This is a genomic window from Pseudomonadota bacterium (genome assembly GCA_034660915.1).
GTDB lineage: Bacteria > Desulfobacterota > Anaeroferrophillalia > Anaeroferrophillales > Anaeroferrophillaceae > DQWO01.
In genome coordinates this window covers 1-12,937 of record JAYEKE010000116.1, presented here as the reverse complement: position 1 = coordinate 12,937, position 12,937 = coordinate 1, and the positions used below count along the sequence as shown (strand labels likewise).

Annotated in this window: 11 protein-coding genes; 7 read left to right on the top strand and 4 right to left on the bottom strand. The window is 49.3% G+C overall.

From position 1 onward, the window contains the following. The 7 genes from U9P07_07230 to U9P07_07200 all read left to right on the top strand — a co-directional run. Positions 1–718: hypothetical protein (locus U9P07_07230; GenBank protein MEA2109196.1), on the top strand; the 718-nt coding region annotated here is incomplete at its 5' end. A gap of 49 nt (positions 719–767) precedes the next feature. Continuing rightward, on the top strand, positions 768–1,934 hold the full coding sequence (locus U9P07_07225; GenBank protein ID MEA2109195.1) for an ATP-binding protein: 1,167 nt from the start codon (positions 768–770) through the stop codon (positions 1,932–1,934). Between the two features lie 149 nt (positions 1,935–2,083). Beyond that, the gene (locus U9P07_07220) at positions 2,084–3,532 is read left to right on the top strand and encodes a phosphomannomutase/phosphoglucomutase (protein MEA2109194.1); all 1,449 of its coding nucleotides are present in this window, start codon (positions 2,084–2,086) and stop codon (positions 3,530–3,532) included. A 68-nt stretch (positions 3,533–3,600) separates the two neighbouring features. Further along, positions 3,601–5,130 carry an ATP-binding protein gene (locus U9P07_07215; protein MEA2109193.1) on the top strand — a complete coding sequence of 510 codons (1,530 nt, stop codon included), beginning with the start codon at positions 3,601–3,603 and terminating at the stop codon, positions 5,128–5,130. After that, positions 5,123–5,770 carry a hypothetical protein gene (locus tag U9P07_07210; GenBank protein MEA2109192.1) on the top strand — a complete coding sequence of 216 codons (648 nt, stop codon included), beginning with the start codon at positions 5,123–5,125 and terminating at the stop codon, positions 5,768–5,770. The genes U9P07_07215 and U9P07_07210 overlap by 8 nt, the downstream gene beginning before the upstream one ends. 286 nt (positions 5,771–6,056) lie before the next feature. Beyond that, a complete protein-coding gene (locus U9P07_07205; protein ID MEA2109191.1) occupies positions 6,057–7,448 on the top strand; it encodes a sigma-54 dependent transcriptional regulator in 1,392 nt (463 codons plus the stop codon). Positions 7,449–7,789: 341 nt separating this feature from the next. Next, positions 7,790–8,242, top strand: coding sequence for a hypothetical protein (locus tag U9P07_07200; protein ID MEA2109190.1), 453 nt, complete (start codon positions 7,790–7,792; stop codon positions 8,240–8,242). Positions 8,243–8,294: 52 nt separating this feature from the next. Here U9P07_07200 and U9P07_07195 read toward each other — a convergent pair whose 3' ends face one another. The 4 genes from U9P07_07195 to U9P07_07180 all read right to left on the bottom strand — a co-directional run bounded on the left by U9P07_07195 (position 8,295) and on the right by U9P07_07180 (position 12,748). Further along, entirely contained in the window at positions 8,295–9,200 is a 906-nt protein-coding gene (locus U9P07_07195; protein MEA2109189.1) for a thiamine pyrophosphate-dependent enzyme, read from the bottom strand. A gap of 190 nt (positions 9,201–9,390) precedes the next feature. Beyond that, the gene (porA, locus tag U9P07_07190) at positions 9,391–10,557 is read right to left on the bottom strand and encodes a pyruvate ferredoxin oxidoreductase (GenBank protein MEA2109188.1); all 1,167 of its coding nucleotides are present in this window, start codon (positions 10,555–10,557) and stop codon (positions 9,391–9,393) included. Further along, the gene (locus tag U9P07_07185; protein MEA2109187.1) at positions 10,558–12,183 is read right to left on the bottom strand and encodes an FAD-dependent oxidoreductase; all 1,626 of its coding nucleotides are present in this window, start codon (positions 12,181–12,183) and stop codon (positions 10,558–10,560) included. Then, the gene (locus U9P07_07180) at positions 12,170–12,748 is read right to left on the bottom strand and encodes a 2-oxoacid:acceptor oxidoreductase family protein (GenBank protein ID MEA2109186.1); all 579 of its coding nucleotides are present in this window, start codon (positions 12,746–12,748) and stop codon (positions 12,170–12,172) included. Before U9P07_07180 ends, U9P07_07185 begins: the two co-directional genes overlap by 14 nt. Between the last annotated feature and the right edge of the window lie 189 nt (positions 12,749–12,937).

Sequence of the window (12,937 nt, the reverse complement as noted above, 5' to 3'; positions counted from 1 at the left end):
CAATCAGAAGTTTATCCTCCTGGGCAAAGACTACCCCTGGTATTTCCGGGTGATGGAAACCAGGAAGGGAAAAAGGGTGCTGCTGGCCCAGGAAATAGATGATTACAAGCAGTATAAACTGCCCATCCGCTGGGCCGGATTCTTTGACGGCAAACTGGCTGTGAAGGGAGAGTACCAGGAAGGCCGCAATGTTTTCTCCCTGGACAATTTTGTCCTCGATCCTCTTAATAAAACCCAGATTATCGTTATGGATATGGAAGGCGGCCTGGGGGGATTCAACTCCAAAACCCAGGTGCTGCTGGTCTCGGCGGAGGAAGACTATGGACTGTATGATGAAATCGCTTTCCAGCAGAAATTACAGGAAGTGGAATATGAAGGAGGGTACGTCATCAAGAAAATGGCCGTCAGCCGCTTTGCCCCCCGGCGTTTCACCCTGAAAAACTCCTTCGGCCGTCAGGCCTTCCTGGTCAAGAAAGAACGACGCATCCGCCCGGATCTGCTGGAACAAGGCGTCAGCCTGCTTAAAGGTAAATCCACCAACCATGACCGGGTGGTGGGGGTACAGTGGAAAAGCAGCAGCATCGTCGAAACCTGGAAATCACCGCCCATTCCCCGGGATGTCATCGATTTTGGCTTCACCCGGCAAAAAGGCAAGGACGTGATGGTGATCCTGACCCGGAGCAACGCCGGCAAGTACGCCCTGGAGATGGTGAAGTAGGGGGTAGAAAAAGGTTGATTTAATGTATATTTGCATGTAGAGTTCAAATATGCATGGATTAATCAAAAGAAATATTGTCAACACGGTTCTGCAACGACTTGCAACCAACCCGATTGTCGCCCTGCTCGGGGCCCGGCAGGTCGGGAAATCAACGATCGCCGAAATGGTCCTGGCAGACTTCCCCCGGGCCATCTATCTGGACCTGGAACGTCCCGCCGACCTGAATAAACTCACCGATCCGGAAGCTTTTTTCGCCCAGTTTAAAAACCGCTTGATCTGCCTCGATGAAATCCAGCGAACTCCCGATATTTTTCCCATCCTCAGGGGGATTGTTGACCGCAACCAAAAAAACGCTCAATTTTTAATCCTGGGATCGGCATCCAGGGATCTTATTAAACAAAGCTCGGAATCGCTGGCCGGCAGGATTTCATATATGGAAATCACCCCTTTTACCCGGCTTGAAGTCCCGGCAATAGATACCGGCACTCACTGGCTCAGAGGAGGGTATCCCCGAAGCCTGCTGGCGGCAGACAATGAAAGCAGCATCCAGTGGCGGGAAGACTATATAAGGACTTTTCTGGAACGTGATATTCCCCAACTGGGCTTCAGCATTCCAGCCGGCAGCCTGGGAAGATTCTGGCGAATGCTGGCCCATTCCCATGGGCAGGTACTCAATTCTTCGAAACTAGCCGGGTCCATGGGCGTCAGTTCGCATACCATAAGGAAATATATTGACCTGCTGGAGCAGACGTTTATTGTCAGGATATTGCCACCGTATAGCTTAAACCTCAAGAAGCGACTGATTAAATCTCCCAAGGTCTATATCAGGGATACAGGGTTGCTGCACGCGTTGTTGGGCATAGAAACCATGGAAGAGCTTTTTTCCCATCCGATCTACGGTTCCTCATATGAAGGTTTTGTCATCGAAAATCTATTGACTCATCTTCCACGCCGGCAAGCTTCCTATTACCGGACTTCAAACGGAGCTGAGATTGATCTGGTTCTGACCAGAGGCAATAAAACTATTGCCATAGAAATAAAAGCCTCAACGGCCCCGAAGGTGACAAAAAGCTTTTGGAACTCAGTTGACACCATCAATCCCGACCAGGCATTTATTATCGCTCCAGTTGAGGATACATACCCATTAACCGGCAAAGTGATGGTCACCCCTCTTCACCATTTTCTCACCGACATATTGTTGAAAAATCCCTTGTAATATTCATGACCTTAGTGGTTACCTGAATTTTTGAGCTTTTTGGGTAAAACTTTATTGCTAAGCCGCTAAAGTGTTTGCTCAAACTGCCGATAATGTGAAAATACGGCAACTATTCATATTTTTAAAAGCCCCATAAAAATACATATCATATGAGAATCAACCCCCTTATTTTTCGTAAAAACGATATCCGTGGCCATGCCGATGATGATCTTCATGATTCAGCGGTAGAGGTCCTCGGTGAATCACTGGCGCTGATGATCCGGGAAGCCTATGGCGACCAGATCACCCTGACCGTGGGCCGGGACATGCGCCTTCATTCACCCCGCATCGCCGCCGCCCTGATCCGGGGATTAAGGAACCAGGGCGTCAACATCAAGGATCTGGGCCTCTGCCTGACCCCGGTCTGCTACTTTTCCCAGGCAACCATGGATGAGGTAATCGGCAACATCATGGTCACCGGCAGTCACAATCCGCCGGAGTTCAACGGCCTGAAGATTACCCTCAACGGCCGGGCGGTCATCGAAGACCTGATCGAAGACCTGCGGGAAAAATCCTATGAAGCCCTGTCTTTTCCTTTTGATACGAATACCGGCACCTATGAGCAGATCGAAATAATTCCGGCATACCTGAACTATCTGGAAAATCAGTTCCAGGCGCTGAAACAATTTAACCAGGCTCATAAGGCTCCCATCCACCTGATTGCCGATGCCGGCAACGGTACCGCCGGCCTGGTGCTGCCGGCCATTCTTGAGCGCCTCGGTTTTCACTATCGCTGTCTTTACTGCGAGCCGGACGGCTCCTTTCCCCATCATCATCCGGATCCCACGGTGGAAGAAAACCTGGTTGATTTAAAAAAGGCGGTCAAGAAGGAAAAAGCCCACGTAGGGGTAGCCTATGACGGCGATGCCGACCGCCTCGGGGTGGTGGACAACCGGGGGAAAGCTATCTGGGGAGATCAGCTGCTGATTATTTATGCCGCTGAAATTCTCAAGAAACATCCGGATGCCGCCATCGTCGCTGATGTTAAATGTTCCCAGACCCTCTTTGATGCCATCAAGGGGATGGGCGGCCGGGCAATCATGTGGAAAACCGGACATTCGCTGATAAAACGGAAGATGAAAGAAGAGGAGGCTCTGCTGGCCGGGGAAATGAGTGGCCACCTGTTTTTTACCCACCGCTATTTTGGTTATGACGACGCCATTTACGCCACCTTGCGACTGCTGGAAATCATGGCAATCAAAGGACAGATCATCAGGAACTACAACCTTTCCGAAGTAGCTGATTTCCTGCCGTCCATCTGCAACACCCCGGAGCTGCGCTATGACTGCCCGGATGAACTGAAATTTACCCTGGTGGATCGCCTGCGGGAACGATTATTCAGCTGCCGGGAGGGCAACGGCGAGTGCCCCACCATTCACGATATCATCACCATCGACGGCGTCCGGGTTATTTTCAACAATGGCTGGGCCCTGGTACGGGCCAGCAACACCCAGCCGGTGCTGGTCCTGCGTTTTGAAGCCGAAAACAAAAAAACCCTGAACCTGCTGCAGAAATTTATCATGCACCTGGTCAAACAGGTCCGCCATGAATTAGAATAGAAACCTTTCTCCTTTCTCCTTGTACCTTATACCTTGTACCTTGCACCTTTCTCCGATATAATATCCCTATGCTTAACCGAATTTCCATTTCCCAGAAAATTCTCCTGGCCTTTGCCTTTGTCCTCATCAGTCTGCTGGCCGTCAACATCTATTCACTGCTGGAAATCAGAAAAATTTCCACCATTGTCAACCAGCTGACGGCGGTGCAATTCAACCTCTGGGATGACTGCCAGAGAATGGAACAGGCCACCGATAATACCTACAAAGGGATGCGGAAGTACCTGCTGTTAAAGAAGCCCACCTATGCGGAAATGGTCGAGGAGAATATTGAGGATGCCCGCAATACCATTAATACTATTTTACAATATCCCCTGGCCGCTGAGCAAAACCTCCTGAGGGTCCAGCTGACAAAACAAATATCCACCTTTCATGCCTTGCTCGATGAAATATTTGAACTGCATGAAGGTTCCGATGCCGGCATCTACATCGAAAACATGAAAATGAATTATGAACAATGTAAAAATACGCTGGCAGAATTTCAGCTTTTCGGTTACCAGGAAATCAACCGCAGTTTCCTGAAAACCCGGGACATTACCAACCAATATGAACATGACTTGATTGTTTTTTCCGCCCTGACCTGCCTGGCACTGCTGATCATGTTCCTGTGGATAAACTACTCCATCAGGCATTCTCTCAGCACCATCATTACCGGGATGAAAAAAATTACCCAGGGCGATTTCAGCACTCGCATTCAGGGCTTTCATGACCGGGAAATCGGCAAACTGGCAATCTATTACAATATCATGGCTAACCGGCTGACAGAGTTTGATGAGGTTAAATCCTCATTCATTGCCAATCTCTCCCATGAAATTAAAACCCCGTTGACTTCCATGAGGGAATCCCTTTCCCTGCTGCAGGAAAAAATCGCCGGCCCTTTGAATGAAAAGCAGACCCGCCTGGTCAAAATTAATCTGGGTGAAACGAACCGCATCATTAAAATTGTCTCGGACCTGCTTGACATTTCCCGCATCCGGGCCGGGGTCATTTCTTATAACTTCGCCCCCGGCAAGCTGGCTGATTTGCTGCGTTCCAGAATGATGGCTGCTGATTCCCTGGCCGCCAAAAAAAACATCAGTCTGAACCTGGAACTGGAAAACCACTTACCGGCACTGAAATTTGATGCACTGCGCTTAGGACAGGTAATCGACAACCTGCTTTCCAATGCGATAAAATTTACCCCGGAAGGCGGCACGATTGAAATCAAGGTGGGCTCTAAAGATGATTTTATCGCCGATCACATACCTCCCTTACCGGATAAGCTGGCCGGAAACTTTATCTTTTTTTCCATCGCTGACTCCGGTACGGGCATCCCTGACACCTTGATTGACCAGATTTTTTTCCGTTTTCAACAGGGAAACCAGTGGCTGCCTGATCACGGCAAGGGATCAGGAGTCGGACTGTCCATTGCAAAGTTTTTCATCGAAGGACATAATGGCCTTATCTGGGCTCATAATCGATCTGTCGGTGGCTGTGTCTTTCACGTGATCATGCCGGAAAACCCCGGCAAGAACAATATGGTGGAGACCAAAAATGTTTAGAATCCATCTCCCACACCGTTTTTCAAAGGCATCAATCACCATGACTTTATTTCTGCAGCTGATCCTGCTGCTGTTCATGCTCCTGCAGCTGAATGCCTGCGCGCCGCTGGAATCACGGGTTGACAACCTTCTGCACCCCACTGGCCTTGCTGCTCAGCAGCAAAAAAGCCAAAACAGTCTGGAACAAGCCAGAAAACTGCTTCGCCGGGGGAATTTAAAGGAAGCCAACCAGGTCTTAAGTTCCCTGCATAATGTTGACATGAGCACAGGCGAAAAAAATGAGTACCACTTTCTAAGCGGTTTGATTTTTGCATTAAAAGATTATGAATACCAGAGTTTCCAGCGGTCTCTGCGGCATTTGAAACAGGTAAAAGACGTTCCAGACGACCAGAGTTTATACCCGGTATACAGTAATCTGTTAATCTATCTGCTTCATGATGTGATCAAACAATATTACCAGATCAAGGAATTGGAAAAAACCGTTGATCAACAGGAACGGGAAATCATGAACAACCAGGACGCTTGCGGCAAACTGCAGACCTCGACAAACTCCCTGGAAGAAAACTACAAAAAACTGCAGAAAAAAAATCAACAACTCAGGGAAAAGATTAAAGCTATTATGAAGATCGATACGGAATGAAAGCGACGAGCCTTTAGCTTGGGAAAATCAGGTTATCAGGTCCTAAGCTGAGCTATTAGCGGTTAGCCATTAGCATTTAGCTTTTAATAATCAGGGCTTTACGTTGATTAGTAACAAAACCCATCGGGTGAATATGTATAATATTAAATATCTTGTAATTATTGAGCTAATCGCTAAGTGCTAAAAGCTAATCGCTTAATTTAGGTAGGTAAAACATCAGCAACACCCAATCCTACATACATAGCTGGAACCAAAAAATGACTTTATACAAAAGAAAGCATCAACAATGAATACCAATGCCTCCGAATCCGGTAGAATTCTGCTGGTTGATGATGATCAGAATATCCTTGAAGTCCTGAAAATAAGGCTTGAATCCATTGGTTATACCGTTGTGGACCACCGTTCACCCCGGGCGGCCTTGCAGGCGTTTGTCAATGACCAGTTTGACCTGGTCATTACTGATCTGAAGATGGCGGAGATGGACGGGCTGACCCTGATGAAGGAAATTTTGACCCTGAACGCAAACATGCCGGTACTGATCCTCACCGCCCATGGAACCATCGCCAACGCGGTTACGGCGATGAAAGAAGGGGCCTATGGTTATATTACCAAGCCTTTCCAGCCCGAAGAACTGGCCATCCAAGTAAAAAATGCCATCGAAAAATCCCATTTGCGGGCCGAAATCACACGCTTACAGGACATGCTGGAAGATGAACGCAAGAAACAATCACCGATCATTTCCAACAGTCCGACCATGCGCAATGTTATGAAAACCATTACCGCCGTCAGCGATTCCAATTCGACGGTCATGATTCTGGGTGAAAGCGGTACCGGAAAAGAGCTGGTGGCCCGGGAAATCCATCGCCGCAGCCCCAGGAACCATAAAAACTTTATCGCCGTTAACTGTGGCGCTATCCCGGAAACCCTACTGGAAAGCGAGCTATTCGGATATACGAAAGGAGCCTTCACCGGGGCCGCAAAAAACCATGCCGGCATTTTCCAACGTGCCGAGGGAGGAACCATTTTCCTGGATGAAATTACCGAAACTTCCCCATCCTTTCAGGTTAAGTTGCTCCGGGTTCTCCAGGAAAGGTGCGTGTTTCCTTTAGGCTCCAAACAGGAAGTGGACATTGACATCAGGATCATTGCCGCCAGCAACCAGGATCTGGAACAGCAGGTGAAGACCGGAAGCTTTCGCGAGGATCTTTTTTACCGAATTTATGTCATCCCCATCACCCTGCCACCGCTAAGAGAGCGTCACGAAGACATTCCCTTACTCGCCCAGCACTTTCTTGAACACTACCAGCAGGAATTGCATGAAAAAAATACCATAGGCTTTCACCAATCAACCCTGCAGAGAATGCTGGTCTATCAATGGCCGGGAAATATCAGGGAACTGGAAAATAAAATCCAGTACGCCCTGGCGGTTTCGAACAGTGAATTTATCAACCCTGAAGAAATGTTTCCTGTTTTGCCCGGCAAAGCTCAGAGTCCGGCAATCACCATGAATGATGCCAAAAAACAGTTTGAACGTGATTACATCATCAACGTTCTCAACATAACCGAAGGAAATGTCAGCCAGGCAGCCCAATTATCCGGACGTCACCGGGTTGATTTTTACAACCTGATCAAAAAACATCAAATTGATGTAAATACCTTCCGCCACAAAGCCGTATAAACTGTAGGCTATCTGCTACAAAAATCAGTTTTCCCCTACGTCTGCACCAGCACCGGTTACAACAAAGAACGCTACCCTCACAATGTCGCGCTGAAATCAGCTCTGATTAACACTTGCAAGATTCTAACCGGACACCTCTGACTTTCTTTACAAAACCGTAATTTAAGCCGTAATTATGTACGTCAATGGACCCCACTATATTTTTTTAATTTCTTGCCACATAACCATATCACACTGAACTTATTAGTGTTTTTGGATTATCTTCAGGTTGGTATCATTGTTGCTCCTATTATCTATAAAGGTTTGGCATTAACTGCCGATGAGAAGGTATGGAGGAGACGATGTACAACCAAGCCAACACCATCAAAAGCTACGAAGATATTCGTAGGGTTGTTCGTGGTGGCCCCATCCTGACCTTCACGCAGAAAAGCATTCTGACATTTTTCCTGCTTATGGGAATTTTAGGCGGATTGATGCTGGCAGATTGCTGGGGAAACATCCCGACCACCCAGGAGCCATTGCAGATGCAGGCCCAAAAGTCCAGCGGGAACATGCAGCTGTTTCTACAACAGCAACTCAATCCCCTGAGAACAGCCGGTAAAACAGGACAAAATCGTTTGAAAACAATGACAAAAACCGGCAGGACAGCGGCACAGTTAAGGCATCAACACCAGAATGAAAAGTTAAGAAAAAGGATACAGGCGAGAAAAGTTTCCTTAAAGGAAAAACGGAAATACAAAATAGGTAGGATTCTCTTTCTGGTTTCTCTCTCTAAACCTTTGAATAAACCCTAGATGAACACCTGAATCAACCACCCTCCCTCCTTTCTCCTATAGCGGGGCAAGCTCAAGCCGGCAGCGGCGAAGGGTTTGCCCCGCGACCTTTTCCCGTTAAAAACTTTTTATTGCGCCGCTGGACTTCTCCCTGTAAAAAACTGATCTGTTCATCGCTAAGGTTCTTATAACGACCCTGGGCATGGAAATAACTGGCAAGTGGTTCATAGGATTCCGGAACGTAGGTCAACTGCAGTTCGTTGTCTTCATTTTGCTCCAGCAGCGGGAATATTCCTGTTTCCACCGCCAGCCGGGTTACCTCCAGGGATGCCGATGAATCCAGTTTCCAACCGGCGGGACAGGCCGCCAGCAGATGCAGAAAACGAAAACCGCTCAATTTTCTGGCTTTTTCAAATTTTGCCATAAAGTCCTCAGGATAAGCAATCGTCGCGGTAGCCAGGTAGCTTTGCCTGTGGGCTTTAATAATGGAAATAATATCCTTTTTCTCATATTCCAGTTCTTTGCCAGCCGGAGTAGTGGTCGTCCAGGCTCCCGGGGGAGTTGCCGAAGAACGCTGAATACCGGTATTCATGTAGGCTTCATTATCATAGCAGACATAAAGAAAATCTTCCTGCCGCTCCGCCGCCCCGGAAATGGCCTGCAGACCGATATCAAACGTTCCACCGTCCCCTGCCCAGGCCATAACGGTAACCTCCTGACGTCCCTGGGCCAATAAAGCCCGCCGGACACCGGAAGCACAGGCGGCCGCGGTGGCAAAAGGAACATGGAGAAGGGGAACTGATACTGCCGTCGTCGGCTGACCACCAACAATGATGGAGGTACAACAGGCGGGCAGGACAACAATAGTTTGTTCCCCCAGCATTTTCAAAGCATGGCGCAGACTCAGTGATGCCCCGCAGCCGGGACAGGCCATATGTCCGCTATGAAGATATTCAGCAGTTGTAACGTTCCATAACATGGATAAATCCTTTCAGGCTGCCTTAAGTTTCAGCTGCAAGTTTTTCAGCCTTTAACCTTTAACCTTTTGCCTTTAACCTTTAACCTTTAACCTTTTGCCTTTAACCTTTAACCTTTTGCCTTTAACCTTTAACCTTTTGCCTTTAACCTTTAACCTTTTGCCTTTAACCTTTAACCTTTAGCCTTCTACCTCAAATCCAGATAGTTTCGGTTGATGACAATTCTTCCGCCCGCATGGCAATCTGCTCGATAATTTCCGGAAAGACCTCTTTTCCTCCCAGGCTGATGATAAGATCATGAATTGCCGGGCGCTCATCTTCTTCGTACAACGCCGCCCGCACTTCCTGGGAAACAGTACCACCAACCCCGGATGAAACCGCCCGGTTCAAAACAATCAGCCGCTTTTTCCCGGAAACCAACCCCACCAGTTCCCGGCGGGGGAAAGGCCTGAACAGACGCAATTTAAGCAAGCCGACAGGATGACCGGCCTGGCGCAAACGATCAACCGCCACCCGAACCGTACCGGTCAGGGCCCCGGAACAGCAGAAAACAATGTCGGCATCATCGCAGCGGTAAGTCTCCACATGTTCATAGCTACGGCCAAAGCGGTCAGCAAACTGCCGACAGCCATCAGCAAGGACATCCCCGGCTTCTTCCATGGTTCTGGCGATATTTTTTTTCAATTCATAAAAACCATCTGGAACCGCACCGGCACCAAAAGACCGTGGTTCAGCGGTATCAAGCAAATACCGCGGCTGGTAGGAAGGCAAGAAAGCATCCACTTCCTCAGCCGCCGGCACCAGCAGCTGTTCCATCGTATGGGAGAGAATAAAACCATCAATCATCACCATCACCGGCAGCAGAATCCGTTCACTCAACCAGTAAGCCTGGATAATGGTATCCAGAGCTTCCTGGGCCGTTTCACAATAAATCTGCAGCCAGCCCACATCACGCTGCGAAAGGCTGTCACTCTGGTCACAGCAGATATTCCAGGGAGCCCCCAGAGCCCGGTTGGCATTGACCATCACCAGCGGCATCCTCGCCCCGGAAAACCAGTGGAGGACTTCATGCATCATCGCCAACCCTTGTGAACTGGTGGCGGTAAACGACCGGCTGCCGGCGGAAACAGAACCTAAGCAGGCGGCAATGGCTGACATTTCAGATTCCACCTTGATAAACTGGCAGGGAAGTTCCCCCCGGTCAACCATTTCCGACAGGGTTTCGATAATATGGGTCTGTGGGGTGATAGGATAGGCGGAAATCACCTGTGGGCGGCAAAGCCGGACCCCATGGGCAATAGCATCACTGCCCATCATCATTTCCCGGGACGATTTTTCAGGCTTTAATTCGCACTGCATCTAAACATCCTCCTTCATCTCAATCACCGCTCGGGGACAGGAAGCGGCACATAAACCACATCCCTTACAATGATCCTCATCAATGATGACCTTTGTTCCCCCATCCCCATCAACCAGAGCAATGGCCAGATCAGGACAGAAAAACCAGCAGACCCCACAACCGGTACAGATACCGCAATTAAAACATCGCCCGGCCTCGGCAAAAAACTCTTCATCGTCAAGGGAATAAACAATCTCTACAAATGAATGTCGGCGGATTGTCGGGTTTTCCTCTTTCGGAACAATGGCTTTTCGCGACTGACAATAATCCAGGTGGAGGTCGGCTGGGCTGACAATCCGGACTCCCGCTTCACCGGCTGGGGTTTCACTTTCCGGTAAATCTTCATCTACCAGCCCACAGCGGGATAAAATAGTTTTTGCCGCCGCTTTGCCGGAGGCCATGGCCTCCACCACCGTTGCCGGACCACTGACCAGATCTCCTCCCAGCAGCAGCCGCTCATGGTTCAACCCCAAATAGGGACCCGCCTGCTGGCCAATGGCCACCACCAGGCCGTCTACTTTGAGCTGAGCAACAACTTCTCCAGCCTTAATCCCGCCTTCATCAGCGGCAATCGCCTGGTTCAAGGTCAGCTGCAACTGACCGGCTTCTGCGGCTACTCCGGTCACCAGTTGCTGCTGACGCAACAAAACCCCTTCCTCCAGAGCCTGTTTTTTTTCATCGTTGTAAGCGGGCATTTCCGCGAAAGTCCGGCGGTAAATAATCTGCACCTCTTTTCCCAGCCGACACAGGGAGCGGGCCGCGTCCACCGCCACATTACCACCACCGATAACCCCAAAGGATGTCCCCGAGGGAACTCCCCCAGTGGCAATATCATGCAGTAATTCCAAGCCGGGATATATTCCCGGCTGAGGAACCAAATCTTTCGGCATCAAAGACTGCCCCAACCCCGGAGCTCGAAAAACATAATCGTATTCCTCCAGCATTTTTTCCACTTGTTCCGGTTGTATCTCCTGATTACAGCAGAGCTCAATATTTAATGAATTAACCAGATTATCAATTTCCCGGTTCAAGATCTCCCGGGGGAGACGGTAAGCGGGAATCCCATAGCGCAGCAAACCTCCGGGGGCGGCCTCTTTTTCATAGATCGTCACCCTGATTCCCTGGCTGGCCAGAAAAGTTGCGCAGCCCAGCCCGGCCGGCCCGCTGCCGATCACCGCCACCCTTTCCGGGCGCAATGACGGAGGTGCCTGAAAAGGAATATCCAGGCCGTAATCACCCAGAAAACGTTCAACTGCACCAATCTCTACCGCCTGGTCAAAATCCTGGCGATTACAATTTTGCTGACAAAAATTCGGGCAGACCCGGCCGCAGACTGCCGGCAGGGGATTAAACGATCGCAGTCGGGCCAGCGCCGCCGCCAAATCCCGCCGGGACAACTCCCGCATATAGCCGGCGATATCTATGTGAAGCGGGCAGGAACCTTGACAAGGGGCGCTTTTTTCCACCAGTTGGGGACGAAAAAACTTCCAGCTGCCGGTAAGATTGATTTCTGTCGTGGTGGTGGAAACCGGAAATCCCCACAGGCCAGCCGGCAACTTTTCTCCCTTTATATCAAGGATTTGCATGGGCATAACCTCCATCAACCGCGGCCAGCCGGTACGCTTCTTCCATCGCCTGCCGGTTTTCTTCAGGTTTAAGCGGCACAAAGCGAGGAAGTACCTCGATTAAAGTATCCAGGGACACCAGGCCGCTGACCCGAGCAAAAGCCCCCAGAATCGGGGCATTAACCAGGGGCATGATTGGGCTCCCTAGGTGGTGTCTCAGGGCAAGTTCATTGGCATTCATGGTAGTTACCCGGCATTTTTTGGCCAGATCTAGATAAAATGAAGCGGGATGGTCGCTGTTAATCAGGATCTGCCCTCCTTTTTTAATCCCGGCGCCGACATCTACTGTTTCCACCAGTTTAGCCGCCATCACCAGCACATAATCAGGACTCACCACCTGGCTGCGCAGATTGATGAAATGATCAGCCACGCGGACAAAGGCAGCCACCGGTGCACCCCGCCGCTCAGCCCCGAAAGTGGGAAACGACTGGGCAAACTTTCCTTCCAGGAAAAAAGCGTAAGAAAGAATCCGGGAAGCGATGACCGCCCCTTGTCCACCACGTCCGTGCAGGCGAATTTCAAGCATAGGTAACCTCATATTTATGTAATTATCAATGGCTTTGAAATAACATCCTGATTAAAAAACTAATGCAGTAAGGGCAAAATATCAAGGAAAAAGTCCGGAAAGCATTAAGAAAAAACCTTGAAAAAAACGTCATTTTATGAGATAGCCAGCATTGTACGAAAAGGCAGGAGAAATATTTTTCTTCATCGA

Excerpts from the sequence above, each read along its gene's own strand:
- U9P07_07225 (MEA2109195.1), top strand. The coding sequence starts at position 768 with ATGCATGGATTAATCAAAAGAAATATTGTCAACACGGTTCTGCAACGA.
- U9P07_07220 (MEA2109194.1), top strand. The coding sequence starts at position 2,084 with ATGAGAATCAACCCCCTTATTTTTCGTAAAAACGATATCCGTGGCCAT.
- U9P07_07215 (MEA2109193.1), top strand. The coding sequence starts at position 3,601 with ATGCTTAACCGAATTTCCATTTCCCAGAAAATTCTCCTGGCCTTTGCC.
- U9P07_07210 (MEA2109192.1), top strand. The coding sequence starts at position 5,123 with ATGTTTAGAATCCATCTCCCACACCGTTTTTCAAAGGCATCAATCACC.
- U9P07_07205 (MEA2109191.1), top strand. The coding sequence starts at position 6,057 with ATGAATACCAATGCCTCCGAATCCGGTAGAATTCTGCTGGTTGATGAT.
- U9P07_07200 (MEA2109190.1), top strand. The coding sequence starts at position 7,790 with ATGTACAACCAAGCCAACACCATCAAAAGCTACGAAGATATTCGTAGG.
- U9P07_07195 (MEA2109189.1), bottom strand. The coding sequence starts at position 9,200 with ATGTTATGGAACGTTACAACTGCTGAATATCTTCATAGCGGACATATG.
- porA (MEA2109188.1), bottom strand. The coding sequence starts at position 10,557 with ATGCAGTGCGAATTAAAGCCTGAAAAATCGTCCCGGGAAATGATGATG.
- U9P07_07185 (MEA2109187.1), bottom strand. The coding sequence starts at position 12,183 with ATGCAAATCCTTGATATAAAGGGAGAAAAGTTGCCGGCTGGCCTGTGG.
- U9P07_07180 (MEA2109186.1), bottom strand. The coding sequence starts at position 12,748 with ATGCTTGAAATTCGCCTGCACGGACGTGGTGGACAAGGGGCGGTCATC.